The sequence below is a fragment of the Salinisphaera shabanensis E1L3A genome, from assembly GCF_000215955.2.
Classification (GTDB): domain Bacteria; phylum Pseudomonadota; class Gammaproteobacteria; order Nevskiales; family Salinisphaeraceae; genus Salinisphaera; species Salinisphaera shabanensis.
The window spans coordinates 1-24,142 of the sequence record NZ_AFNV02000006.1 but is presented as its reverse complement, the minus strand read 5'-3'; the positions used below and the strand labels follow the sequence as shown (position 1 = coordinate 24,142).

Annotated in this window: 28 protein-coding genes and 1 pseudogene; 26 read left to right on the top strand and 3 right to left on the bottom strand. The window is 62.0% G+C overall.

The window, feature by feature from the left end; translation table 11 throughout:
* Nucleotides 1-585: 585 nt before the first annotated feature.
* The 25 genes and pseudogenes from SSPSH_RS04905 (at nt 586) to SSPSH_RS04805 (ending at nt 18,761) form a co-directional block, all read left to right on the top strand.
* Nucleotides 586-1,278 carry a c-type cytochrome gene (locus SSPSH_RS04905; protein ID WP_006911944.1) on the top strand — a complete coding sequence of 231 codons (693 nt, stop codon included), beginning with the start codon at nt 586-588 and terminating at the stop codon, nt 1,276-1,278.
* A gap of 64 nt (nt 1,279-1,342) precedes the next feature.
* Entirely contained in the window at nt 1,343-3,283 is a 1,941-nt protein-coding gene (locus tag SSPSH_RS04900) for a copper resistance system multicopper oxidase (RefSeq protein ID WP_006911945.1), read from the top strand.
* On the top strand, nt 3,276-3,584 hold the full coding sequence (locus tag SSPSH_RS19385; RefSeq protein WP_021031437.1) for a hypothetical protein: 309 nt from the start codon (nt 3,276-3,278) through the stop codon (nt 3,582-3,584). The genes SSPSH_RS04900 and SSPSH_RS19385 overlap by 8 nt, the downstream gene beginning before the upstream one ends.
* Nucleotides 3,517-4,086, top strand: coding sequence for a copper resistance protein B (locus SSPSH_RS18330; protein ID WP_244263491.1), 570 nt, complete (start codon nt 3,517-3,519; stop codon nt 4,084-4,086). Before SSPSH_RS19385 ends, SSPSH_RS18330 begins: the two co-directional genes overlap by 68 nt.
* Before the next feature lie 189 nt (nt 4,087-4,275).
* A complete protein-coding gene (locus SSPSH_RS04890; protein WP_021031435.1) occupies nt 4,276-4,722 on the top strand; it encodes a MerR family transcriptional regulator in 447 nt (148 codons plus the stop codon).
* 132 nt (nt 4,723-4,854) lie between these two features.
* The gene (locus SSPSH_RS17760) at nt 4,855-5,271 is read left to right on the top strand and encodes a hypothetical protein (protein ID WP_006911948.1); all 417 of its coding nucleotides are present in this window, start codon (nt 4,855-4,857) and stop codon (nt 5,269-5,271) included.
* Between the two features lie 178 nt (nt 5,272-5,449).
* A pseudogene (locus SSPSH_RS18325) lies at nt 5,450-5,608 on the top strand (YHS domain-containing protein); the annotation flags it as partial.
* 132 nt (nt 5,609-5,740) lie between these two features.
* Nucleotides 5,741-5,956 (top strand): GDCCVxC domain-containing (seleno)protein, encoded by a 216-nt coding sequence (locus tag SSPSH_RS19650; RefSeq protein WP_084623428.1) that lies wholly within the window; start codon nt 5,741-5,743, stop codon nt 5,954-5,956.
* 143 nt (nt 5,957-6,099) lie between these two features.
* A complete protein-coding gene (locus SSPSH_RS04880) occupies nt 6,100-6,768 on the top strand; it encodes a methyltransferase family protein (protein WP_006911950.1) in 669 nt (222 codons plus the stop codon).
* A 186-nt stretch (nt 6,769-6,954) separates the two neighbouring features.
* Entirely contained in the window at nt 6,955-7,890 is a 936-nt protein-coding gene (locus tag SSPSH_RS04875) for a cation diffusion facilitator family transporter (RefSeq protein WP_006911952.1), read from the top strand.
* Nucleotides 7,887-8,819, top strand: coding sequence for a DMT family transporter (locus tag SSPSH_RS04870; RefSeq protein WP_006911953.1), 933 nt, complete (start codon nt 7,887-7,889; stop codon nt 8,817-8,819). Before SSPSH_RS04875 ends, SSPSH_RS04870 begins: the two co-directional genes overlap by 4 nt.
* A 33-nt stretch (nt 8,820-8,852) precedes the next feature.
* Entirely contained in the window at nt 8,853-9,455 is a 603-nt protein-coding gene (gene petA, locus SSPSH_RS04865; protein ID WP_021031434.1) for a ubiquinol-cytochrome c reductase iron-sulfur subunit, read from the top strand.
* 48 nt (nt 9,456-9,503) lie between these two features.
* A complete protein-coding gene (locus SSPSH_RS04860; protein WP_006911955.1) occupies nt 9,504-9,683 on the top strand; it encodes a DUF2933 domain-containing protein in 180 nt (59 codons plus the stop codon).
* A gap of 46 nt (nt 9,684-9,729) precedes the next feature.
* Nucleotides 9,730-9,999, top strand: coding sequence for a DUF5676 family membrane protein (locus SSPSH_RS04855; protein ID WP_006911956.1), 270 nt, complete (start codon nt 9,730-9,732; stop codon nt 9,997-9,999).
* 39 nt (nt 10,000-10,038) lie between these two features.
* Nucleotides 10,039-10,236, top strand: coding sequence for a YHS domain-containing protein (locus tag SSPSH_RS04850; protein WP_021031433.1), 198 nt, complete (start codon nt 10,039-10,041; stop codon nt 10,234-10,236).
* Nucleotides 10,237-10,328: 92 nt separating this feature from the next.
* Complete coding sequence (locus tag SSPSH_RS04845) at nt 10,329-11,402, top strand: phospholipase D-like domain-containing protein (protein WP_021031432.1); 1,074 nt, start codon at nt 10,329-10,331, stop codon at nt 11,400-11,402.
* A 188-nt stretch (nt 11,403-11,590) separates the two neighbouring features.
* Nucleotides 11,591-12,472 (top strand): DMT family transporter, encoded by an 882-nt coding sequence (locus SSPSH_RS04840; protein ID WP_006911959.1) that lies wholly within the window; start codon nt 11,591-11,593, stop codon nt 12,470-12,472.
* A gap of 139 nt (nt 12,473-12,611) precedes the next feature.
* Nucleotides 12,612-12,869, top strand: a complete 258-nt coding sequence (locus tag SSPSH_RS04835; RefSeq protein ID WP_006911960.1) for a hypothetical protein — start codon at nt 12,612-12,614, stop codon at nt 12,867-12,869.
* An 82-nt stretch (nt 12,870-12,951) separates the two neighbouring features.
* Nucleotides 12,952-13,656, top strand: a complete 705-nt coding sequence (locus SSPSH_RS04830; protein WP_006911961.1) for a TVP38/TMEM64 family protein — start codon at nt 12,952-12,954, stop codon at nt 13,654-13,656.
* 304 nt (nt 13,657-13,960) lie between these two features.
* Entirely contained in the window at nt 13,961-14,242 is a 282-nt protein-coding gene (locus SSPSH_RS04825; protein WP_006911962.1) for a DUF5676 family membrane protein, read from the top strand.
* A gap of 93 nt (nt 14,243-14,335) precedes the next feature.
* Complete coding sequence (locus SSPSH_RS04820; protein ID WP_021031431.1) at nt 14,336-15,988, top strand: BCCT family transporter; 1,653 nt, start codon at nt 14,336-14,338, stop codon at nt 15,986-15,988.
* A 43-nt stretch (nt 15,989-16,031) separates the two neighbouring features.
* A complete protein-coding gene (locus SSPSH_RS19095; protein ID WP_006911964.1) occupies nt 16,032-16,208 on the top strand; it encodes a hypothetical protein in 177 nt (58 codons plus the stop codon).
* A gap of 116 nt (nt 16,209-16,324) precedes the next feature.
* Nucleotides 16,325-16,522: a YHS domain-containing protein gene (locus SSPSH_RS04815; protein ID WP_006911965.1), complete on the top strand. Its 198-nt coding sequence runs from the start codon at nt 16,325-16,327 to the stop codon at nt 16,520-16,522.
* A gap of 92 nt (nt 16,523-16,614) precedes the next feature.
* Nucleotides 16,615-17,688, top strand: a complete 1,074-nt coding sequence (locus SSPSH_RS04810; RefSeq protein WP_006911966.1) for a phospholipase D-like domain-containing protein — start codon at nt 16,615-16,617, stop codon at nt 17,686-17,688.
* A gap of 191 nt (nt 17,689-17,879) precedes the next feature.
* Complete coding sequence (locus SSPSH_RS04805) at nt 17,880-18,761, top strand: DMT family transporter (protein ID WP_006911967.1); 882 nt, start codon at nt 17,880-17,882, stop codon at nt 18,759-18,761.
* A 1,222-nt stretch (nt 18,762-19,983) separates the two neighbouring features.
* On the opposite strand, the gene SSPSH_RS04800 is transcribed toward SSPSH_RS04805, so the two are convergent.
* Nucleotides 19,984-20,427 (bottom strand): hypothetical protein, encoded by a 444-nt coding sequence (locus tag SSPSH_RS04800; protein WP_084623419.1) that lies wholly within the window; start codon nt 20,425-20,427, stop codon nt 19,984-19,986.
* Nucleotides 20,428-20,463: 36 nt separating this feature from the next.
* On the opposite strand from SSPSH_RS04800, the gene nhaA reads away from it, so the two are divergent.
* Nucleotides 20,464-21,660 (top strand): Na+/H+ antiporter NhaA, encoded by a 1,197-nt coding sequence (nhaA, locus tag SSPSH_RS04795; RefSeq protein WP_006911969.1) that lies wholly within the window; start codon nt 20,464-20,466, stop codon nt 21,658-21,660.
* 47 nt (nt 21,661-21,707) lie between these two features.
* Here nhaA and SSPSH_RS17755 read toward each other — a convergent pair whose 3' ends face one another.
* Entirely contained in the window at nt 21,708-22,781 is a 1,074-nt protein-coding gene (locus SSPSH_RS17755; RefSeq protein WP_006911970.1) for an AI-2E family transporter, read from the bottom strand.
* Between the two features lie 111 nt (nt 22,782-22,892).
* On the bottom strand, nt 22,893-24,142 hold a 1,250-nt coding region (locus SSPSH_RS04785), incomplete at its 5' end, for a heavy metal translocating P-type ATPase (RefSeq protein WP_021031428.1).

The following is a 24,142-nucleotide window of genomic DNA, read 5'->3' as shown; positions in this document are numbered from 1 at the left end:
CCTGATATAGTTCGACTGATGCGTGCCTTCTTGGTTCTAATTTTGCTGTTGCAAGCCTTGGTCGCCCAAGCGGGCGTCCCGGGAATATCTTGCCTGCACGATTCCGAGCACGCCAACGCGGAAACATCCGCTGTTACGAACCCGGGTGCGACGGCCAGCGAGCACTCGCACGCGACGAAGCACGTACAGGGTAATGGCGACTCCCCATCCCATGAGCGGTGCTGCTGCACGTTCATGGGCCATTGCTCCTCGAGTGCAGTCGACACCAGCTTCCGAACTGATGCGCTGTTTCCCCCTGCGGCGCACTTGGTGAGCCGTGCGTCTGTTTCGGTCGCACCCGGGTTCGAACACCCTCCCTATCGACCGCCGTCTATTCGCGTCTAATTGAAGCTTTTGGTGCATCACGCATGCGCCGAACATCAATCAGAACGGTGGTTGCAGCTTTTGCATAGCGTTTCACTAGGAGATTGTTGAAAGTCGCCACTTGGCGGTTATCTCAGCAAAGTCCTAGAGCGCCGTGCTGCGTCACCGTTCCCACGGAGACGCATTGTGCGAACTTGGAAAATTGTCATAGCGACCCTACTCGTGAGCTTGCTCATCGTAGGCGGCGCAGCCGCCGGAGTCATTTATTCCGGTGTTTATAACGTCGCGGCGACCAGCGACCACTGGCCGATCACGCGCTGGGCATTACAGAAAACGGTCCATCGCTCGGTTGAACAACAGGCCTCCGGCATCGAAGCCCCGAAGCTGGGCTCTGAAGACCAGTTACTGGCAGGCGCTGCCAACTTCGACGCCATGTGCAGCGATTGTCATGCCCCGCCCGGCGGCCAACAGTCGGTCGCGGCGCGCGGCATGTATCCCAGACCACCCGAGCTCACCCACGCGGCCAAAGAGAAAAGCCCAAGCGAAATCTTCTGGGTGATCAAGCACGGCGTCAAGGCGTCCGGCATGCCCGAGTGGGGCTCGTCACACAGCGACGCAGACATGTGGGCTATGACCGCGTTCGTCGAGAAATTGCCGGGAATGTCAGCGGCCGACTATGACCAAATGCTGGCACGGGCCGAAGCGAGCGGCGTCGGACACCACGCCATTGGCGGCGCACCCGATCATGGTGGTGGAAACGCAACTCGCGAAGTGGATGCGACGACCGGCTCGAGTAAAGGCCATAACGACGCGCACAGCGCCGGCTCGAACGAGGAGCATCACGATGAGGGCACCAAGGGGCCAGAGAGCGGCGGCGACTCAACCGCGGGTCACGACGATGGGCACGCGCATTAGGCGTGCAATCGTCGAAACACGGCTCGCATGTCATCCGAACCAATTGAATAACGAGGATATTTAAATGACTCGACATACACACGATAGCGACCGGCGTCGCCTGTTGCGCGCCATGGGCGCGACCGGCGTGCTGGCCGGCTTCAATGCGTTGTTACCAGCCTATGCCCGCAACGGCCTGGCCGCTGGCGCGGCAAGATACCTCGACACCGCCGCCGCTCAGGTCCCGGGCGGCGCCGCACGCGATGTGGTGATGGACGTCCATGTCCGCCGCGAGATGATCGATATCGCCGGCGGTCGCGCGTCGGCCATTACGCTGAACCACACCACGCCCGGCCCGATCGTCGAACTCTGGGAAGGTCGCAACGCGCATCTGCGCGTGCACAACCATCTCGACGAGTCCACCTCGATCCACTGGCACGGCATCCTGCTGCCCTTCCAGTTCGACGGCGTACCGGGCGTAACTTTTCCCGGCATCGACCCGGGCGCCACCTTCGACGTCGAGTTTCCGGTTCGCCAGGCCGGCACCTACTGGTACCACAGCCATACCGGCATCCAGGAACAGATCGGCCAGACCGGCCCGATCGTCATCCATCCCGCGGGCGACGACGGCATAAACGCCGACCGCGAATACGTGCTCATGCTCAACGACTGGACGTTCGAGGATCCGCATCGCGTGATCGCCAAGCTCAAGGCAGTCAGCGACTACTACAACTTCAGCGAGCGCACGCTCGGTGATCTCGCCGAGGATTTTCGCAAGTCCGGTGTCGCGGCCACACTCAAGGATCGCCTGGCCTGGGGCGATATGCGCATGAGCCCGCGCGATATCGCGGACGTGACCGGCTACACCTACAGCTATCTGATGAACGGCGTGCACCCCGAAGCCAACTGGACCGGGTTGTTCACGCCCGGCGAGCGGGTCCGCCTGCGGGTGATCAACGCCTCGGCGATGACCTATTTCAATGTCCGTATCCCCGGTCTCGCGATGACCGTCGTGGCGGCCGACGGCAAGGAAGTTCAGCCGGTCGAGACCGACGAGTTCCAGATCGGCGTGGCGGAAACCTACGACGTGATCGTTGAACCGAAAGCCGAGCAGGCCTATACGATCATGGCCGAAAGTATGGATCGCAGCGGCTATGCCCGCGGCACGCTGGCGCCGCGTATGGGCATGGTCGCGCCGGTGCCCGCTCTGCGCGAGCAGCCCCAGCGCACCATGATCGATATGGGCATGGATATGTCCGATATGGACATGGGCGACATGACGATGTCGCACGAACCGGGTCAGATGAAGATGGGCCACGACAAGATGTCCATGGATCACGGCTCGATGCAAGAGATGGGCACGCCCAAAAAGGATTCCGGCATGGCCGGCATGGGTCACGATATGAAAAAGATGGCCCATGGCACGGGGCCGAACGCCGGCACCATGGGCACCGGCGCTATGATGGAGAAACACGGCCCGGTTATCGCCAAACACGGCCCAGATATGCACGGCGCCGGCAATATCAACGTGGCCAACGCCCAGCGTGATCGCCTGGCCGAGCGCGGTACCGGTCTCGAAGACGTCAACCATCGCGTGCTCACCTATAACCAGTTGCGCAACGTCACGGCCATGCAGGACCGGCGCGAGCCCTCGAAAACCGTCGAGGTCCACCTGACCGGCAATATGGACCGCTATATGTGGTCGTTCGACGGCGTGAAGTACGGTAATTCCACGCCTATCGAGTTCCCCTACGGCGAGCGCATCCGGCTGGTGCTGGTCAACGACACGATGATGGAGCACCCGATCCATCTGCACGGCATGTTCATGGAGCTGGAGAACGGCCAGGGCGATCACCTGCCGTTCAAGCACACCCTCAACGTGCTGCCGGGTTCGCGCGCGTCGCTGTTGATCACCGCCGACGAGCCGGGCCGCTGGGCCTTTCACTGCCATCTGCTTTATCACATGGAAATGGGCATGTTTCGCGTCGTGCGCGTGAGCGATCAATCGGGAGACGAGAATGTTTAAACAGGCGATAACAACGGCCGTGGGGGCCGCGACGCTGCTTTTCGGCGCCGCCCTGCCGATTCATGCAGCGCCCGAGGGCAAGGCCGAGCTCGATTCGATCGTACCCGACGGCCCGATCGATCCGGCCAGCGGTGCGCCGCTGGATTGGAACAAACCGGTGCCAGACCAGCAGATTCACAAAATGCTGCTCATCGACCGGCTCGAATACGGCGCCACCGACGGTACCGACAACTATCTCTGGGACACCCAGGGCCTGGTTCGGCGGCGACTGGAACAAGCTCTGGCTCAAAAGCGAGGGTGAAGGCCCGATCCACGGCGGTTCGCCGGAAGACACCGAGTTCCAGGCGCTCTATAGCCGCACCGTCACCCCGTTCTGGAACGTTCAGGCCGGTCTGCGCTACGACGTCAATCCGAACCCGGACCGTGGCTTTGCTGTGCTCGGCCTGCAGGGCCTGGCCCCATACTGGTTCGAGTCCGATACCGCACTGTTCGTCAGCGAAGACGGCGACGTGAGTTTCCGGGGCGAATTCGAGTACGAGTTGCTGCTCACCCAACGGCTGATCCTGCAGCCGCGCCTCGAGTTTAACGCCGCCGCCCAGGACGTGCCCGAATACGGTATCGGCAGCGGGCTGAACAATACGGAAATGGGTGTGCGGCTGCGCTATGAAATTCGGCGCGAGTTCGCGCCCTATATCGGCGTGCGCTGGGAGCAGACCTACGGTGACACCAAGGATATGGCACGGGCCGAGGGCGAGCCGACCTCGTCGACTGCTTTCGTGATCGGGCTGCGTGCCTGGTACTGAGACGTCATTAACGCTAGATCCCAGGCCGGTATCGCGCGGAGGCGATACCGGCCTGCGTGACGATTCTGTTGGGCGCGCCGATCCGAATCGGGTTGCGCACTCGTGATCGACAAAATCACCCATCGCCCCTGTTGACTCCGTACCTAACTACCGCCTTTAGAGTGGGCTAAACGACAAGGGATGACAAACATGACCTATTCCATAGGACAGCTTGCCAACGCCGCAGACACCCGGGTAGAAACCATTCGCTATTACGAGCGGCGCGGATTGATGCCCGAGCCGCCGCGTGCGAACAGCGGGTATCGCCGTTACCCGCGCGACGCAGAACAGCGGCTGCGCTTCATCCGGCGTGCCAAGCGGCTGGGATTCACGCTGAAAGAGATCATGGCACTACTGCGGCTGCAGGCGGGCGGCGAGCGCGCCGACATCAAGGCGATCGCCGAGGACAAGCTGGACGAAATCGAAACCCGCCTGGCGGATCTCGAGCGCATGCGCGTCACGTTGCACGACGTCAACCGCCGTTGCTCAGGCCGCGGACCGGTCACCGGCTGCCCCATTATCGAAACCCTCAACCACGAGCCAAAACAGCATACCCAGCGCGACACGGACGTATGCCGTGACGGCAACGGCCTTTGAAGGGACCCAGGCTCGGGTCGGTCGCTTGACGAAATGTTCCGTTGTGCCTAGCGCCGCGCAATGCCGGTATGTGGCGGGCCGGCAACCCAGCCGCCACTTGGTCTTACCAATATGACGACAAGGAAATACGTAATGAAAAAACTTGTAACCGCAACGACCCTGACATTTGCATTGGCCTTACCCATGGCCTATGCTGAGCAGGGGCATCACGACGCCGAGCAGGCCACGGGCTCGAAGATGGGTCAAAGCATGGGTGACATGGACAAAGGGGCCATGCACGAGCGCATGCAGAAGATGCATCAGACGATGCAGGAAATTCACGAAACCCAGGATTCGGAAGAACGTCAGCGCCTGATGCAAGAGCACATGCAGCAGATGCACAAGGCCATGGGCGGCATGCACAGCATGATGGGCGCCAACGGCATGGGCGAGAACATGACCATCGAACAGCGCCAGCAGATGATGCACAAGCGCATGGACATGATGCAGGAAATGATGGGCCAGATGATGGAGCAGATGCAGGCCCAGCAAGAGCCGACGCAGGACTAACCGTCATGGATTGCATCGCACGCCCCGGTGTCCGGGGAAGCCCCCTCCTTCGACCACCGAGTGTTGCGATGCAATCCACCTCAACAGTGGCCATACCCGTTATTCACCCAGCCAACCATCCCTATATCAGGAGGCGATATGAAGCGACAAAAAACCCGTACCTACGCATCAAGACCCGGTCTGCGGCATGGAGGTCAGCTACACCACGGCCGCTGATGAATTCATCTTCCGCGGCAAGACCTACTACTTCTGCTCCGGCGCCTGCCGGGAGGCGTTCGAGGTCGAGCCAGCGCGCTACATCCGGCCGCATCGGCAACACGGGGTCGGGCCGTCATAGGCCGCCCGGATGCCAAGGCCCGACGGATCCTATTGGCGCGCGTTAGCTCGTCAGCAAACTACCACTGTCAGCAGGAGCACCGGTCTATGAAACTCCGTTGTCAATCTTGTTCTTTCAGCCACGGCGAGAAATATGCCCGAGCAGTCCATACAGCGTCAGTCCACCATTACCTGCCCCATCTGCGGGCATCAGCGCACGGAAACCATGCCCACCGATTCCTGTTTGTATTTTTACGAGTGTGTCAGCTGTAAAACCTTGCTCAAACCCAGGTCGGGTGATTGCTGCGTGTTCTGCAGCTACGCCAGCGTGAAGTGCCCTCCCAAGCAGGATGAATCACATGCGTACTAGCTATGGGGCCCAAGCCGGCATCTTAATTGACTCGCCCGGCGCTGGCGCTTCGCGCCCTCCAGAACAGATTTTTATCCGCTCCGCCGGCAACCGGGCTCCGGCGATGGGCCTTTCGACTGCATCGCCTTACAGGAGGCCGAGTCATGAATGAATCATTCAACCACGCGGGCGCCTGGGGTATCGCACTGATCGTTATCGTGCTGATCTCCTGGTTCTTCTATCGCTATTTCGCACCGCAGAACTGGCGCGAATGGGCCGGCGCCGGCGTAGTACAGGCATTCATCATTGCACTGTACGCGGAGATGTACGGCTTTCCGCTCACGGTCTATTTGCTGGTGCGCTTCTTCGGCCTGGACAGCGACTATGCCAGCGCCAGCCTCTGGTCGACCCTGGTCGGGGTGGGCGAAACCGGCATGTTGATCTCGATGTTGCTTGGCTACGCGCTCGCCTTTATCGGCATCGGCCTGTTTATCCAGGGTTGGCGCCAGGTCCATAAGGCGCGGGGGCAAGACCAGCTGGTAACCGACGGACTGTACGCGTTCGTGCGACACCCCCAGTACACCGGGCTGTTCATCGCCTTGTTTGGCGAAGGCGTGGTGCACTGGCCCACGCTGTTCTCGGTCGGCCTGTTTCCGGTGGTCGTACTCGTCTACACCTGGCTAGCCTGGCGTGAGGAAAAGCAGGTCCTCGCCCAATTCGGCGACGCCTATCGCGATTATCAACGCCGCGTGCCGATGTTCATCCCGCGCTGGGGCCAGTGGCGCCGGCTCGCGTCCGCCTCGCGGGATCGCAGCAACGACGATTCAACGTGACGCACGCAGCCGTCTTGGCCGCACGTGGCGTTGACGAGTATGCAAACCAACCGCTCATTTGACGCCTTGGGCACTATTGAAAAGAAGGAATACAAGCATGGCTGACTTGAATACAAATACCAGTTCTTTACGCATCGGCCCGCTGGGCCACAGCTTGTCGCTGCTATTGAGCACAGGAGATAATCCATGAAGCAGAGTCATAGCGGCCACGCAGGTCACATGCCGTCCAGCGGACCCGGCATGGCAATCTCGGCCTGGCTGACGGGCATCTATTTCTTTATCGAGTTGGGAATCGGGTTGTGGACCGGTTCGATCGCGGTAATTTCGGATGCCTTCCATACCTTCTCGGCCGTGGGCGGTGTGTTGGTAGCCATCGTCGCCGCGCGGCTGGCGCATCGTCCGGCCGATGAAGATCGCAGCTTCGGTTGGTACCGGGCCGAGATTATCGGCGCGCTGGTCAATGGCGGCTTTCTGCTCGGCATGGCGCTGATCGTGATCGTCATGGGCGCGATGCGCCTGGCCGCACCGGTCGATCTGCCGACCGCGCCCATGCTGTGGGCGGCCGCCGGCGGCTTGTTCACCGAATTCGTCTCGCTGGGTCTGATCTGGAAGCAAAGCCGCACCGATCTCAACGTTCGCGGCGCGCTGTGGCATATCATCCAGACCTTCGTGGGCAGCATCCTGATCATCGTCACCGCCCTGGTAATTCGATACACGGGCTTCCTGCTGATCGACCCGCTGCTCGGCATCGCGTTCGGCTTTGTGCTGCTCTGGGCGAGCTGGGGCATTCTGCGCGACGCCGCGCATCTGTTGATGGAGGGCACGCCCGCCGATATCAGCCTAAGCGAGGTGATCGAGGCCCTGGAGACACTCGAGGGCGTTGCCAATGCCCATCATGTGCATGCCTGGGCGCTCACGAGCGGGCGCTATGTATTCTCCGGGCATTTGCGAGTCGCCGAGGGCGCCGATCCACAGGCCGTATTGAAGGCCGCCCACGGCATGCTCAAGGAAGAATACGGTTTCTTTTTCGCCACCCTGCAAGTCGAGGCGATTTGTCTTGACGAATCCGACGCAACCGCGATTGACGTGACGCGCGCAGCGCCGAGCAGGACAGAACCATGAAGACACTGCTGCTACTGGCATTGATCACGGTCTCCGAGGCGACCATCGGCGTGTTCGTCAAGCTCACCGATGGGCGGATTCCGATCCAGACGCTGACGTTTTATGCCATGGCCTGCGCGGCGGCCTTTCTGTTCGTCGCACGCGCTATAGCGAGCGGTGAATGGCCGCGGTTTCCCAGGGGCAACGTCAAGGATACGGCGCTGATCGGCGTACTGATCGCCGCCCAGGGCGGCGTATTCAACTACGCCATGTCGCTGGTGCCGATTGCCAACGCGGTGATCTTCTGGAGCATCGCGCCGTTTTTCGTGTTCATCTTCTCGGCGTTGTTTCTGGGCGAAAAGGCCAAGAAGAGCTATATCGTGATTTTCGCCATTGCCATGGCCGGTATCGCCCTCGCCAATCCGCTCGGCGGTGGCCACATGCTGGGCAATTTCGTCGCCCTGGCCACCGGGGTCATCTATGCCGCGATGGTCACCTACATGCGCTATGAGGGCAAGAGCGAAACCGGCAACGATATCGCCTGGTCGCTGCTGGTCGCCGCACTCGTGCTCTCGCCCTTTGTGTTGATCTCCGGTCCCGGCGCGATTACGGCGATGATTAGCTATCCGACACTGGGAATCGACCTGCCGGTGATGCTGTGGGCGCTCGGGCTTGGCGTTGTCTCCACGGGTTTCGCCTATTTCGGTATCTCGATCGTTTTGAAGACGATCAACGCCAACGTTTATGCCCTGGTCGACATCATCGTCTCGCCGGTCGTGGCTTCGACCCTGGGTTTCGTGATCTTCGCCGAGGTGCCGGGCCAGAGCATGGTCTATGGCGGCGCAATCCTGCTGGGTGCGGGCTTCTGGCTGACGCGCGAGATGTCGCAGGAAGACAAGAACCGGCCCGTGCACCCGTGTCAGGCCCACACACAGGCAGCGCAGGCGTAACAACGCAGCGGCACGCGCTCGAGAGGCAAACCAATGGCGGATTTCAGAACAACACAAAAGGACACGGCTCGCAGGCGTTTTCTGAGCACGGCGCTGGCCGTGACCGGCGCCACCGGTGCAGTCGCTGTGGCCGTTCCCTTTATGCGCTCGTGGCCCAGCGCCCGTGCCCGGGCCGCCGGCGCGCCGGTCGAGGTCGCGCTCGGCGCGATCGCGCCGGGCCAGCAAGTGCTGGTGACATGGCGGCAAAAGCCGGTGTGGGTGCTGCGCCGCACGCCCGACATGCTACAGCGACTGCGCAGTGGCGAGCTGGAGTCGCGCCTGCTGGATCCGGATTCTCAAGCGGACCAACAGCCCGAATATGCCGAAAACCCGGTGCGTTCCGTTCGTCCGGACATTTTCGTCGTGGTGGCCATCTGCACCCATCTCGGGTGCATACCGAACTTCCGCCCCGAAGTCGGCGAGACGCCGTTCGATCCACGATGGCCCGGGGGTTATTTTTGTCCGTGCCATGGCTCCAAGTTCGACTTTGCCGGGCGTGTATTCAAGGGCGTACCGGCGCCCCTGAATCTGGTGGTACCGCCCTATCGATATACACAGCGCGACACGGTAATCATCGGAGAAAACCCGACGATATAAGCGAAACATCGGAGAACACGCGTATTTTTATGCAACAGGAGAGCTTTCATGGAATGGTTGATCGATAACTGGTTCTGGGTACTGTTCGGCGGTTTATTTATCGGTATGCACCTGTTCGGGCACGGCGGCCACGGCCGGCATGGCGGCCACGGAAAAGACAGCGGCACCAAAGACCGATCGGCGGACCAGAAAGGCCCGGCCGATGAGCATTCGAATCACAAACATTAGACAATCGGCGGCTTCGCCCTCGATATGGCCTTAGGAGAGACGGAACATGCTTAATACCAAGCTGGTGAGCTGGGCGCTGGCCCTGTTTGGCGCCGTAAGCTTCATCATCTGCGTCATTTACGGACTCGTAACACCGCAAAGCCTGCATATGCATGCATTTCTCGAGCAGGTGCTACCGGCGTTCGAATGGTTGACCTGGTGGGGCTTTCTGCTCGGTCTGGTAGAAAGTTTCGTATTCGGCGCCTACGCCGGGCTCGTCTTCTGCCCTATTTACAACGGCCTCAATCGCCGATTCGGCAACGCTCGCGAGTCGTGATCTCGGCAAAGAAGATAGTGGCAACGGAGAAGATGGACGATGAAAAGACAAACCAATGAACGCACCCGAACGGATCCGGTTTGCGGCATGAAAGTCAGCTACACCGCCGCGGTCGAGGAATACCTGTATCAGGGCACGTTCTATTATTTCTGTTCGAGCGCCTGCCGCGAGGCGTTCGAGTTCAATCCCGTGCAATACGTGCGGCGTCATCGCCAACACGGAATGAAGACGCGGTGACTTTTCGGCTGCGTCACCAAGCCGGCACTTCGAGCACGTCTGTCGCCGGACAACTGTTCGCGCGGGCACGCCGGGACCGCTGCGAGCCAATCTTGTGGCCGGGCGATGAGTCTTTTGGCCTGTTCACCGAGGGCGATTCGCTCTATGCCGCCATGCAGGCGGCCATCCGCGCAGCCGAGCGCGAGGTCGTGCTGGAAAGCTATATCTTCGCCGATGACGAGGTCGGCCGCGCGCTTGCCGACGTCCTCGCCGAACGCGCACGCTCGGGCATCGACGTGCGCGTGCATCTGGACGCGGCCGGCTCGCTGTTCTGGGCCTCGCGCGACCTTGATCGTTTTTTGCGGGACAGCGGCGTGACGTTACGCTGGTTCCACCGCTGGCACTGGTCGCGCCCGTTACGCTACAACCAGCGTAATCACCGCAAGCTGCTGGTCGTGGATCGACGCCAGGCCTTCCTCGGCGGCTTCAATATCCACCGGGAGAACTCGCGCCGACACTATGGTGAACGCCGCTGGCGAGACACCCATGTCGCCATGACCGGGGATCTGGCAACGCAAGCACAGGCTGCATTCGAGGCTCTCTGGCAACGCTGCCTCTGGCGGGCGCTACCGCAGGCGCACTCTTCCAGCGCCGTGGTATTGCCGAACAAAACCGCTGACTGCGCGCACCGACTGCGCTGTGTCTTCGCCGCCATGTTCGCGTCGGCACAGCACCATATCGAACTGACCACCCCTTACTTCGTACCCGACGGATGGACCCAGCAGGCCCTCGGACAGGCGGCCGAACGCGGGGTGTCGGTCCGTTTGCTGGTCCCCAGGAAAAGCGACGTGGCCCCGATACGCTGGATCGCGCGGCGCATCTATGCGCGTTTGCAATGTCGAGGTGTGCGGGTGTTTGGCTATCACACACGTCTGTTGCACGCCAAAACGGTGACGATCGACGGCGACTGGGTCAGCGTAGGCACCGCGAATCTCGATTATCGTAGTCTGTTCGTCAATCACGAACTCAACCTGTGCGCGCGCAACCGCACGCTCGCATCGGCGTTGACAACGCAATTCGAGACAGATCTGGCCGATGCCGAGGAATTCACGACCACGTGGCCAAGACAGCGGACGATGGCCCGTGTCTTGGCACCCGTGGCCTGGGCAGCCCGGCGGTGGCTATGACCTGCGCCTGGTGTGTGCCGACCTGCAGCCGCAGTCGCACGCTCCGGCCGATACTGTCTCATAAGCACCGCTTGGCGCAGTGCAGGCTGCACGAGAACGAGTGCATCGGCCCTTCCTGGTGCGCCCATGCGCTCCGCGAACCGGCGCGAGCGGAACCTAGATCTCGCCCGTCCCCGTCGGTCTGAGCCATGGCGATCCGCAATGTCGTGCTTACGGTATTGGTTACCTTTCTCTGGGCGATCTGCTTTCCGCTTATCCAGGTCGGCCTGACCGACGCCCCGCCAATGGTCTTTGCGGCCCTGCGTGCAGCGCTGTCGGGGGTACTCGTTATTGTTCTGGCCGTCGGACTGGGCCGTCCCTGGCCCAGCGGCGTCGCCAATCTGGGACTGATCGTGGCCACCGGCCTGACTTTTACCGGCCTCGGCCTCGGTGGCATGTTCATCGGGGGCGGTAAAATACCGCCGGGCTTGGCCACGGTTGTCGCAAACACCCAGCCCTTGATTGCCGCCGTGCTAGCCGCGATCTTTTTGTCCGAGCGGCTGACTTTAGGTGTCGGCATCGGTCTGTTGCTCGGGTTTGTCGGCGTGCTGGTGATGTCCGTGCCCAGCCTTTTGGGGCCCAATTCCGTCGCTGACCTACAGGCTTTTGTATGGATTATTCTTGGCGCCGTAGGGACCGCGATGGGCAATGTCCTGCTCAAGGCGCTGACGGGCCGCGCCGACGTGCTGATGGTCACCGGGCTGCAGTTGCTCGTCGGCGCGATGGCGTTGGCAGTAGGTGCACAAGCCGTCGGCACAAGCTGGCACATCGCCTGGACATCACAGTTTATAGCCAGTCTAATCGGCCTCGTCGTGTTTGGCACCGCGCTCATGACGGCGCTCTGGCACTATCTGCTCACGCAGGCCTCGCTCAACCGGCTGAATACCTTCACCTTCCTGACACCGATCTTCGGCTTGCTACTGGGCGGCCTGTTCTTCGACGAGCGGTTCGGCTGGATTCAGGCTGTTGGTATCGGGGTGACCATACTGGCGATTCAATTGGTGGCGACCAAGCCGTCGCCGACCCGATAATGGGTACAGTAAACGCCGCATTCCAATGCCGTGGGCGGGCATTGATGCAGGCACAGGGTCAGGACAAGCACCCCTTGAACGGCCCCGGATGCCGCAGTGACGGGCACTTGTATGGCGTCCGAACAAAGAGGAATGAATCATGATGCACGAAACGATGTGGTCCGGCGGTTATGGTATGTGGTTCGGCGGTCACTGGCTGTTCATGCTGCTTTGGATCGCCATTATCCTGCCGCCGTTCTGGAAGATCTTTTCCAAGGCCGGCTTTTCCGGCTGGCTCAGCCTGCTGATATTCGTCCCGCTGGTCAATCTGGTGGTGCTGTATATCGTCGCCTTTACCGACTGGCCGGCCTTGAAGTCGACCGCCACCGGTGGAAATGGTCAGGCGCGCGATGAGTAGCCCACGCTTTGCCGGGTGCCATGGATAAACACGTGCTCGCGGCTCTATCCACTTCGCTGGCCGCCCTCATGCTGGGCTCGCTATGAGCCAGCCGCGCTGGCGAATCGCAGCGGGCATTGGCCTGTTCGGCGCTTTTGCCGTAGCGGCCCTGATGTTATGGCAAACGGGGCTGCTGGCGCAGGCGCTGGACGGCGAGACCCTCGAACGGCTGGTGATCGATCTGGGCCCGGCAGGCCCGGCCCTGATCGTCGGTCTGATGACGGTGGCCATCGTCATGAGCCCGATCCCGAGCGCGCCAATCGCGCTCGCCGCCGGCGCTGCCTACGGCCATGGCTGGGGTACGCTCTATGTCGCCGCCGGCGCCGAGACAGGGGCACTGATCGCCTTCGGCATCGCCCGCCTGGCCGGCTACGAAGCACTGCGCGCCCGGCTGGGCGAGCGCCTGGCCTCGGCCGGCATGCTAAATCGCGTCATCACCTCCCAGAATGTCCTGATGGCGTTCGTCTTCGCCACCCGGCTGCTGCCGTTTGTCTCCTTCGATGTGATCAGCTATGCGGCCGGGCTCACGCCGCTTGCGCTCTGGCGCTTTGCGGTCGCGACATTGCTGGGCATCCTGCCGGCCAGCTTCGTGCTGGCGCACTTCGGCGACGAACTGGCTACCGGCGATCTGCATGGCGCCGTCCTGACGGTGCTGGCGCTGGGGCTGCTCACCCTGTTGCCGCTGTTCTGGCGGGCGCTTCCGTTACGCTTTCGCACCGCCATCAAACATTGGTTTGGTTCCCGGTAAGGCTGCAACAGGAGGTAAACCCGCGATTCAAATGATTCTCCCGCTGTCAGCCATTCGAAACCGTCGTGCCCGTGTAGCTGTGGGCGACCTACCTGAGTGGCGTCTGTCGTCTCCGGTGGCGCATTGACCCCGGGTGGGGATTTCTGGCTATGCCGGGACATGTCGAAAATCGCCGGCGACGGAGCTCGCCGTCGTACCAGTCGGCATGAACATACCTCGGGATTTAACAGCTTCGCCAGGTTGTCAGCGGTGGCGTTGGTTCGCCGGTTTCCACAACGACATTTGCACAAGACGGAGGTTGACCATGAGCAATGCAACACAAACCACGCAGCGCCTGCGGATCGGCCCGTTGGGCAACAGCCTGTCGCTGTTGTTGCTGATCAGCTATCTGCTGTGCGTGGGCTTCGGCCTGATCGCACCCGGGAGCCTGCAGATGTACCAGGCGTGGGCGCCTTTGTTGCCAGGCTTCGAGTGGCTGAGTTTCTCTGGCTTCGTCATTGGGCTGATCGAGGCCTATCTGTACGGCTGGTATCTGGCGATTCTGTTCGTGCCGCTGTATCGCTGGTTCAGCTCCGGCGTCGCCTGATGCGGCAAACGATAGGCCGAGGCGGCCCGCGCCGCCCGACCGTCGCGTTGAACCACCCATACCAAGACCCACGCAATAACCAAGGAGCACCTCATGGCTGAAACGCCGCGTTCCACGACGACTGTGGAACCACCCGTGCGCATCAACCGCACGACCACCGCCGTGTCGCTACTGCTGATTCTGGTCTTTGTGGGTATCGGCGCGGTCTGGCCCGAGCAGTCTGCGGCCGTGTTCGATCGTATCCAGAATCAGGTGCTGCTGACCTTCCGATGGTATTTCGTGGCCATCGTCGGCTTCGTGCTGGTCTTCGTCCTCTGGCTCGGCTTCGGACGCTATCGCAATGTGCGCCTGGGCAGTGATGACGAAGCGCCGGAGTTCACCTATGCTTCCTGGTTTTCGATGCTGTTTGCCGCCGGCATGGGCATCGGGCTGATCTTCTGGAGCATCGCCGAGCCGCTCAACCATTACGCGGCCAATCCGTTCGTCGCCGAGGGCCAGACTCCGGCAGCGGCCTCGGCCGCCATGCGCCTGACCTTCTTCCACTGGGGCTTGAGCGCCTGGGGCGTCTATGCGCTGATGGCACTGGGGTTGGCATATTTCGCTTTCCGACGTGGCCGGCCGCTGGTGCCGCGCGCCATGCTCCACGAGGTCTTCGGCCGCCACGCCGACGGCCCGCTCGGGCAGATCGTGGACATCGCTACGGTGTTCGGCGCGGCCTTCGGCATCGCCACCTCGCTGGGCCTGGGGGTGCAGCAGATCGAAGGTGGGCTGACCTATCTTATCGGCGCCGAGGCGGGCGTCACGCGCGAACTGTGGATACTGGCGATCATCACGCTGATCGCCATGGGCTCCGCCATTTCCGGTGTGCGCCGCGGGGTGCGCCTGGTCAGTAATTTCAATCTTCTGCTCAGCGGCGTAATCCTGCTGTTCTTCCTGGCGTTCGGGCCCACGCTGCACGTACTCAACCTGCTGGTCGAGACCACCGGCGCCTATCTGCAGACGCTACCGGAACTCAGCACCTGGACCGACGCGCAGCAACACAGCGGCTGGCAGGAGGAGTGGACCCTGTTCTACTGGGGCTGGTGGATCGCCTGGTCGCCGTTCGTGGGCATGTTCATCGCCCGCATCTCGCGCGGGCGCACACTGCGGGAATTCGTGATGGGCGTGCTGCTGGTGCCGGTGCTGCTCACCTTCGCCTGGCTGGCCATTACCGGCGGCACCGCCCTGTACCTGGAGCTCTTCGAGGGCGCGAACCTGCTCGGGCCGTTACGCAACGATATGACGCAGCCACTCTACCGCACGGTGGAATTGATCGCCCCCGGCGGCTTCGCCCCCCTGGTCTCCGCGTTGCTGGTTCTGCTGGTCGCGACATTCTTCATCACCTCCTGCGACTCCGGCACGCTGGTGATCTCGACCATCCTCTCCGACGGTGCCAGCGAGCCGCCCCTGCCGCTACGGGCGGTCTGGGGCCTGACCCTCGGCGCGCTGGCCGGGGTACTGCTGCTGGCCGGCGGACTGGCGGCGCTGCAGACCGCGGCGATCGTGGCGGGCCTGCCGGTCGGGCTGCTGTTGCTCGTGGTGATGGTCGCGCTGGCGCGGGGACTGCGCAGCGAGCCGCAGGCACCGCGATCCGGCACGCTGACGCGCGAACATTGCGAACCCTGGACCGGCTTTCCCACGAACCCGCCCGGCCCGACTAAAAAGCAATCATGCGACTCGCCGAGCGCACAAACCACCACACGGTGATCGAGGTCACTGGCCGACGCTGTTCTCGGTAGGCCTATTCCCGGTGATCGTGCTGGTCTATCTCTGGCTGGCCCACTGCGAGGAACAGCAGATGCTGGCCCGGTTCGGCGAAGCCTACCGCGACTATCAACGCCAGAGCCGATGTTCAGCCCCCGCTGGGGGTCAGTGGCACCAGTTCGCGCAAGCCTCGCGCAACCGGCAGGAAAACGACTTGGGATAACGACCTGGAAACACGAGACATCTACTCATCGGCACTAATCGTCCAATCAGCAGGTTCAACAGCGCCCATACACAGCAATCGCGGGAACAGAGGATTCACTTGAAAAGGAGATCGTCATGAAACGACAAACAAACGAGCGCGCCCAAACGGACCCCGTTTGCGGTATGAAAGTCAGCTACACGGCTGCGGTGGAAGAATTCGCATACCAAGGCAAAGCCTATTATTTCTGCTCGAGCGCCTGCCGTGAGGCGTTCGAGTTCAACCCCGTGCAATACCTGCCGCGTCATCGCCAACACGGAATAAAGACCCGGTGACCTCTCAGTCGAGTTACGAGGCCAACGCTCCGCGCAAGACTGCCGCAAGGCGGCTATTAGCGCGGGTACGCCGTGATCGCTGTGAGCCAATCTTGTGGCCGGGGGATGACGCATTCCGCCTGTTCACCGAGGGTGACGAACTCTATGCTGCCATGCATGCAGCCATCAACGGTGCCAAACGCGAGATCGCGCTGGAAAGCTATATCTTTGCCGACGATGAGGTGGGCCGGGCGCTCGCCGACGTCCTTGCCGAGCGTGCGCGTGCGGGCATCGATGTGCGTGTGCATCTGGATGCGGCCGGCTCGCTGTTCTGGGCCTCCCGCAAGCTCGATCGCTTTTTGCGCGACAACGACGTGACGTTACGCTGGTACCACCGCTGGCACTGGTCGCAGCCGTTGCGCTACAACCAGCGCAATCACCGCAAGCTGCTGGTCGTGGATCAACGGCAGGCATTTCTCGGCGGCTTCAATATCCATCGGGAAAACTCGCGCCGGTATTACGGCGAACGGCGCTGGCGGGATACCCATGTCGCCATGGCCGGGAATCAGGCCAAGCAGGCGCAGGCCGCATTCGAGGCCCTATGGCAACGTTGCCACTGGCAGGCGGCGCCGGAAACGGACTCACCCAGCGCCGTGGTGCTGCCGAACAAAACCGCCGACTGCGCGCACCGCCTGCGCTGTATCTTCGCCGCGATGTTCGCCTCGGCGCAGCACCATATCGAAGTGACCACCCCCTACTTCGTACCCGACGGATGGACCCAGCGAGCGCTCGGACAGGCGGCCGAGCGCGGGGTCTCGGTCCGTTTGCTGGTCCCCCGGAAAAGTGACGTGGCCCCGATACGCTGGATCGCGCGGCGTATCTATGCGCGTCTTCAATGTCGCGGCGTGCGCGTATTTGGCTATCACGCACGCCTGCTCCACGCCAAAACGGTGACGGTCGACGGCGACTGGGCCAGCGTGGGTACCGCGAATCTTGACTATCGTAGCCTGTTTGTTAATCACGAACTTAACCTGTGTGCGCGCAACCGCAAGCTCGCATCGACGTTGACGAAGCAGTTCGAGACGGATCTGGCCAGCGCCGTGGAATTCAGTACCACATGGCCAAGGCAGCGGATGACGGCCCGTATGCTGGCGCCCCTGGCCTGGGCAGCCCGGAGATGGCTATGACTTGCGATTGGTGTGTGCCGGCCTGCAATCCCCGCCCCGCCGCGGTAGGGCCGATATTGCGCTACAGGCACCGCTTAGTGCGGCGTGAGTGGTGCGACAACGATTGCCTCCGCACGTCCTGGTGCGTCGATGCGCGCAGCGTGTATGCGCGAGTGCCGCATGCGCGTCAGCCAAGCCCGTGGGTCTGAGACATGGCAATCCGCGATGTCTTGCTCATGGTGCTGGTTACCTTTCTCTGGGCCATTTGCTTCCCGCTTATCCAGGTCGGGCTGGGCGCCGCCGCGCCTCTGGTCTTCGCCGCCATGCGCGCAGCGCTGTCGGGCGGACTCGTTCTTGTCCTGGCCGTCGGGCTCGGGCGAGCCTGGCCCAGTGGCTTCGCTAATCTGGGGCTGATCGGGGCCGCCGGCCTGGCCTTTACCGGCCTCGGCTTTGGGGGCATGTTCCTGGGTGGAGGCAATATCCCGCCGGGGTTGGCCACGGTCGTAGCGAATACCCAGCCCCTGATTGCCGCCGTGCTGGCCGCTATCTTCCTGTCCGAGCGTCTAACCGTACGCATCGGGATCGGTCTGTTACTCGGGTTTGTCGGCGTAGTGGTGATGTCGGCGCCCAGCCTATTGGGCCCGAACCACGTGGCGGACATACAGGCTTTCCTATGGATCATCCTCGGCGCTGTAGGCACTGCGGTGGGCATTGTTCTGCTCAAGGCGCTGGCTGGCCGCGCCGACGTGCTGATGGTTACCGGGCTGCAGTTGCTCATCGGTGCGGTGGCGCTGGCAGTCGGCGCCCAAGCCGTCGGCGAAAGCTGGGGCATCGCCTGGACCCCCCGGTTTGTCGCCAGTCTCGTCGGCCTTGTGGTGTTCGGCACCGCGCTGATGACCGGGCTGTGGTATTACCTGCTGGCACGAGCCCCGCTCAACCGGCTGAATACCTTCACCTTCCTGACGCCGGTCTTCGGTTTGCTGCTGGGCGGCCTGTTCTTCGACGAACGGCTTGGCTGGATTCAGGCGATCGGTATTGGAGTGACGATACTGGCCATTCAATTAGTGGCAACCAAGCCGCCGCCGGCCCGGTAAGGCACACTGTAAATGTCACCTCCCAATCACATGAATAGAGCTCCACACAACCAAGCGGGGCGGCCTATGCCGCCCCGCTATTACTCAAAGACTCAAGGCCCTTGTGCTATTCACTCACCGGTTATGCGGGCCCGCGTGGATATGGGATCGAGGATCGGAGTGGTCTTGAACGCTCTCCGACGTCCCCTGGTTAGATTTTGTTCCCGGATCACCTCTAGATTCATCGAGTTCGGATTGATCGGCAGAACTAGTACGCTTTTCGGGCCGGTCTGGGGCCACGTCATAGTCTTCGCCTCCTCTTACGCCTTCGGTTTCACCAGGTGTCGACGGCCCATTAATGTTGCCTCCGAGCCGACTTGCAGTCGCTTTACCGGTGGACGTGCGCCACGATTCGGGACTCTGGATTCGTCTAACCGAGTTCTCGGTTGCCACGAACTGTACGTCAGCGTTGTTCAACGCCCCATGGTTGTGATATCGGTCAAGGCTGCCAACCTGGGCAGAGGCGATGGTTGCCCCCCCAAGCGCGATGGCGCCGAGACAGAAGGATGAAATAATGGCCTGTGTTTTCTTTGGATAATACATGTCTAGTCTCCTGTACTACTGATCAGACGTCTGTTAATTGAAAAACAGACGATCATTGTTCCGTCGGGGAAATTCGTCTCGCCTGGGATGCTGATCCAAGCGTGCGAAATCGCCGATTAAGTAGTCGAGGTCGCGCCGGCGTGCTTATCGATCTCGACCGAGAATATCGATAAGCGGGTGCATGCCATGCACCGCTACGGCGGGCTAGACAGGAGACGGAGGGCGATAGGGAGGCGAAGCGAAGCCCGGCTCGGCCTCGCTGCTGATGTGACCCGCTGTGCGCGTAACCGGCGAGTATTGTGCATGATACAGCAACGGATCGGTATCGAGCGCGCTTGGCGAGCAGTGCCCGCCAGTGTGGCAGTGCTCTCGCGATGTGTCGCCGCCCTCGTGACCGTGATCAGACGCGGCGCTCGCAGAACTTGTTTTAGCCGACGACCCCTGCTGGGTCGCATTAGAGTCAATGGCCGATGCGAAATCATCGCTATGTGACGCCACGGGCGTGACGGCTTGTGCCGCTATCGCAACGACGAGCAATATTAAAGTAGCTATGACACGCATCTTATAAGTTTTGATATCTGCGCTCGTCATAAGTTCCGACAACGGCACAAACAAAACAACGCCTCTCTCGTGTAATCGATTAGCCTGTCTTCATCTCCGGCAAACTGCCCTTGCCCATCTCGTCTTCTTCTAGCTTTTCATCTTTATTCTTATCGGCCATATCAAAAATAGCTTCGTGCACATGCATGAACTCCTCTCTCGAAATAATGCCATCCGCGTTCACGTCCAGCATTTGCATGGTTTCTGCGTCCATCATTTCATTTTGATACATGGACTCATATTTTTGCAGATCGTCGACGGCTTCAGCCTGGGCTACCATCATGTTCCTGGCCGTCGTGTTCTCAGGCGCAACTGGCTCAGTTCCAGCCAGCGCTGCCGACGAACCGGCCAGACTCAGTGCAACGGCAAGGCCGAGTCTTGAACTTGCAGTTTTCATATTAATTACCTTTTCAATGATATATTTATCGTTGTGCTTTATATAATTCCATAGCACATTGCGAATACTACCACTATTACGCTTCATCAGTGCCCCTGTGCACTACCTAGCGACTCAAGATTCATGAACAAGTTGCAACAACTGCTTCGCTACGAGCAGACAGCGGGAGTGCTGATGATCGCAGCTATTGCGATCGGGCTGGGCGCGGCCAATTCACCGCTGGCGCCGCTGTATGAACTGATCCACGACACCGAGGTGCATTTGCGCTTCGGGGCGCTGATTGTGGAAGACGCATTGGCGGAATGGGTCAACCAGGGGTTGATGGTTATTTTCTTTCTGATCGTCGGCCTGGAGATCAAGCGCGAACTCCTGGAAGGCGATCTGGCCAGCCTGCGCTACGCCGCCCTGCCCGCTATCGCGGCCGTGGGCGGGATGCTCGCGCCGGCGCTGATTTATGCCGGGTTCAACTGGGACGACGCGGCCGCCCTGCGGGGCTGGGCGATTCCCACCGCGACCGATATCGTACTGGCCGTCAGCCTGCTTTCGCTGTTGGGCTCGCGGGTGCCAGCCGGGCTGAAGATTTTCCTCACGGCACTGGCCATATTTGACGATATTGGCGCGGTGCTGGTGATCGCCGTGTTCTACGGCGATGCGCTCGCGCTAACGCCACTGCTGGTCGCCGCACTGGCCGTGGCGGGTCTGATCGTGGTCAACCGCATGGGCATCACCCGCGAGGCAGCCTACGTCATTCCCGGCCTGATTCTGTGGGTGGCGCTGCTCAAGGCCGGCGTCGAGGCCGCACTTGCCGGTGTGCTCATTGCCGCGGCGGTGCCGCTGCGTATTCCCCGACGCGACGTGGCATCGCCGCTAAAGCGGACCGAGCGGCGGCTGCACCCCTGGAGTACGCTGGTGGTGGTGCCGCTGTTCGCCTTCTTCAATGCCGGCATCGTCATTGATGCCGCTTCGGCGGCCCAACTGCTCGATTCTGTTTCGCTCGGGATCATTGCCGGCCTGTTCCTGGGCAAGCAGTTGGGCATTCTAGTCGCCTGCTGGGCCGCCGTTGTCGTCGGCCTGGGTCAGTTGCCGAAAGGCGTGACCTGGGCACAGATCTACGGCGCCGCCGTGCTCGCGGGCATCGGCTTCACCATGAGCCTGTTCGTGGCCACGCTGGCCTTCAGCGATCCGGTGCTGGTGACTTCAGCCAAGCTGGCGATCCTGGTGGCCTCGTTGCTGGCGGGCGTCTTCGGCTTGAGCGTTATTGGAGTAAGCACTCGCGCACCGGCGCCGGCGGCGCAAGCCGCTTCGGGCAGCCGGACGTAGGTTCGCACGTCCCGGCGCACGGACGTGCGCTTCGCGGGCGCGACCGCTCAACCCGGCGGCGACACATCCGATGCGCGACGACTGAGCAAAATAGCCACCGGGCGCAGCGCCGGAATATGCTCGAACACGATGACCAGAGTCGCAGTAAGCAACACCCCGATCAGGGTGCCGACGAGGCCCCAGACCCAGCCCCAGAACACGATGGAAACCAGCACCACGATGGGTGAAATTTCCAGGCTGCGTCCAGCCAAACGGGGGTCCACGACATTGCCCAACAGCTGCTGGATGACAACCAGCCCAGAAATCGCGACCAGCGCATAGCCCAGCCCGAACTGCAGCAGAGCGATGACCGCCGCCGCGAACACTGCGATGGTCGAGCCAATATAGGGAATATAGTTGAGCAGAAAAATCAGGAGGCCCCACAGCAGCGCGAAATCCACCCCGAGCAGCCACAGCCAGAGGCCGCTGCTGGCTCCCGTCAGCGCACTGACCAGCGTCTTGACCACGAGAAAACGGCGCACCTTTTCCGAAGCAGTATAAACCGTTGCCATGATGGCTCGCGAGCGCGCCTCGCCAAGACCGACAGACATCTTGTCCCGCCATTCGCCGGCCTCGATCAGCATCAGCAGAACCAGGAAAAAGACCAGGAACAGCATAGCTATTAGCAGCCATAAATAGCCGATGCCCGAGGTCACCCAGCCCAGCGCCTGCCCGGTCAGATCACGCATGGGCTCGGCAAGCCTGCGCATATGCATGGCATGGGGCTCGGCCAGCGCCTGCAGTTGCTCCCAGAGTTGCCGCGCGGACTCGGCATAGGTCGGCGCCTTTGCCAGAATCATGCTCAGGCTCAGCCATACACTGGCCACGAGCACGCCGAGTATCGCGAGAAAGCTGACCATGCAAACGACAATGCTGAGCCAATGCAGCGGCTTGGGCAGCCAGGTATTCAGGCGTCGCTGCAGTGGCCGCAAGACCAGGGCGACGAAAAACGCCAGCGTCAACGGCATGGTGACCACGTAAGTCATCTTGAGCGTCCAGCCCACAAGAATGACGGTAATGATCGTCAACAGGGTGATTATCGCCTGGCGACCACGATTCGCGTTTGAAGCGGCGTCAATCATGCCGTTATCGTCGCATATCGCGGGGCAGACGAACGATTATCCATCGGCGACAAGCCCGCCCCGCGGCATAGCCGGCCCGCACCGATTAGCAGCGGCGTCGGCGGCCAGACGTCAGGCCGCGCGTTTGAAATCCTCGACGGCGGGCGCATCGGCATGATCGCGGCGCTGCGCTGCGGTATTGGCTGCGCGCGCCAGCGGCGCCCGGTGGCGGCGCAGGCGCAGCGAGTTGGTCAACACGAACACGCTGGACAGGCTCATCGCGCCCGCGGCTGCCATCGGGTTGAGCAGCCAGCCGGTCAACGGGTACAGCACGCCGGCGGCGACCGGGATCAGCAACACGTTGTAGCCGTAGGCCCAGACGAAATTGAGGTGGATCGTGCGCCGCGTGAGGCGCGCGAGATCGATCGCGTTGACGATCTCGCGCAAATCGTCGCGCATCAGCACCACATCGCCGGACTCGATCGCGATATCCGTGCCGGTGCCGATCGCGATGCCGACATCCGCCTGCGCCAGCGCGGGCGCATCGTTGATGCCGTCGCCGACGAAGGCGACCTTGCCCGAGCGCTGCTGAATGCGCTCGACCTCGCGGGCCTTCTGCTCCGGCATGACCTCGGCCATGACGCGATCCATGCCGATCTGCTTGGCGATCGCGCGCGCCGTTGTTTCATTGTCGCCGGTGAGCATGGCGACCTCCAGGCCCTGGTCGTGTAGAGCCTGCACGATCTGTGCGCTGCTCGTCTTGATCGGATCGGCCACGGCCATCACGGCCAGCAGCCGGCCGTCGACGGCCGCGTAGATCGGGGTCCGGGCCGCGTCGGCAAAGCGCTGCGCCGAGCCGGCCAGCGGGGCCGGATCGACACCGAGCTGCTGCATGTAGCGCGCGGAGCCGACGTGGACGGAGCGGCCCTCGACCTGTGCCTCGACGCCGAGGCCGTTGATCGCCTGGAATTGCTCGGCGGCAGGCACATCGAGACCACGTTCGTGGGCGGCCCGGGCGACGGCGTCGCCGATCGGATGCTCGCTGCGGGCCTCGACGGCGGCGACCAGACGCAGGGCGTCGTTGTCGCTGCCCTGGTTGTCGCTGTCCTGGGCGAGTTCAAAGTCGGTGAGCTCAGGGCGACCCTCAGTCAGCGTGCCCGTCTTGTCGAACACGACCGAGTGCACGCGGGCCAAACCCTCCAGCGCGGCGCCGCGGCGAAACAGCACGCCCATCTCGGCGCCCTTGCCCGTGGCGACCATCACGGCGGTGGGCGTTGCCAGGCCCATTGCGCAGGGGCAGGCAATCAGCAGCGTGCTGACGGCGGCCACGAAGGCGAACGACAGGGCCGGGGTTGGGCCGACGGCGAGCCACACGCCGAAGG

Excerpts from the sequence above, each read along its gene's own strand:
- SSPSH_RS04900 (WP_006911945.1), top strand. The coding sequence starts at position 1,343 with ATGACTCGACATACACACGATAGCGACCGGCGTCGCCTGTTGCGCGCC.
- SSPSH_RS19385 (WP_021031437.1), top strand. The coding sequence starts at position 3,276 with ATGTTTAAACAGGCGATAACAACGGCCGTGGGGGCCGCGACGCTGCTT.
- SSPSH_RS04890 (WP_021031435.1), top strand. The coding sequence starts at position 4,276 with ATGACCTATTCCATAGGACAGCTTGCCAACGCCGCAGACACCCGGGTA.
- SSPSH_RS17760 (WP_006911948.1), top strand. The coding sequence starts at position 4,855 with ATGAAAAAACTTGTAACCGCAACGACCCTGACATTTGCATTGGCCTTA.
- SSPSH_RS19650 (WP_084623428.1), top strand. The coding sequence starts at position 5,741 with ATGCCCGAGCAGTCCATACAGCGTCAGTCCACCATTACCTGCCCCATC.
- SSPSH_RS04880 (WP_006911950.1), top strand. The coding sequence starts at position 6,100 with ATGAATGAATCATTCAACCACGCGGGCGCCTGGGGTATCGCACTGATC.
- SSPSH_RS04875 (WP_006911952.1), top strand. The coding sequence starts at position 6,955 with ATGAAGCAGAGTCATAGCGGCCACGCAGGTCACATGCCGTCCAGCGGA.
- SSPSH_RS04870 (WP_006911953.1), top strand. The coding sequence starts at position 7,887 with ATGAAGACACTGCTGCTACTGGCATTGATCACGGTCTCCGAGGCGACC.
- petA (WP_021031434.1), top strand. The coding sequence starts at position 8,853 with ATGGCGGATTTCAGAACAACACAAAAGGACACGGCTCGCAGGCGTTTT.
- SSPSH_RS04860 (WP_006911955.1), top strand. The coding sequence starts at position 9,504 with ATGGAATGGTTGATCGATAACTGGTTCTGGGTACTGTTCGGCGGTTTA.
- SSPSH_RS04855 (WP_006911956.1), top strand. The coding sequence starts at position 9,730 with ATGCTTAATACCAAGCTGGTGAGCTGGGCGCTGGCCCTGTTTGGCGCC.
- SSPSH_RS04850 (WP_021031433.1), top strand. The coding sequence starts at position 10,039 with ATGAAAAGACAAACCAATGAACGCACCCGAACGGATCCGGTTTGCGGC.
- SSPSH_RS04840 (WP_006911959.1), top strand. The coding sequence starts at position 11,591 with ATGGCGATCCGCAATGTCGTGCTTACGGTATTGGTTACCTTTCTCTGG.
- SSPSH_RS04835 (WP_006911960.1), top strand. The coding sequence starts at position 12,612 with ATGATGCACGAAACGATGTGGTCCGGCGGTTATGGTATGTGGTTCGGC.
- SSPSH_RS04830 (WP_006911961.1), top strand. The coding sequence starts at position 12,952 with ATGAGCCAGCCGCGCTGGCGAATCGCAGCGGGCATTGGCCTGTTCGGC.
- SSPSH_RS04825 (WP_006911962.1), top strand. The coding sequence starts at position 13,961 with ATGAGCAATGCAACACAAACCACGCAGCGCCTGCGGATCGGCCCGTTG.
- SSPSH_RS04820 (WP_021031431.1), top strand. The coding sequence starts at position 14,336 with ATGGCTGAAACGCCGCGTTCCACGACGACTGTGGAACCACCCGTGCGC.
- SSPSH_RS04815 (WP_006911965.1), top strand. The coding sequence starts at position 16,325 with ATGAAACGACAAACAAACGAGCGCGCCCAAACGGACCCCGTTTGCGGT.
- SSPSH_RS04805 (WP_006911967.1), top strand. The coding sequence starts at position 17,880 with ATGGCAATCCGCGATGTCTTGCTCATGGTGCTGGTTACCTTTCTCTGG.
- SSPSH_RS04800 (WP_084623419.1), bottom strand. The coding sequence starts at position 20,427 with ATGAAGCGTAATAGTGGTAGTATTCGCAATGTGCTATGGAATTATATA.
- nhaA (WP_006911969.1), top strand. The coding sequence starts at position 20,464 with ATGAACAAGTTGCAACAACTGCTTCGCTACGAGCAGACAGCGGGAGTG.
- SSPSH_RS17755 (WP_006911970.1), bottom strand. The coding sequence starts at position 22,781 with ATGATTGACGCCGCTTCAAACGCGAATCGTGGTCGCCAGGCGATAATC.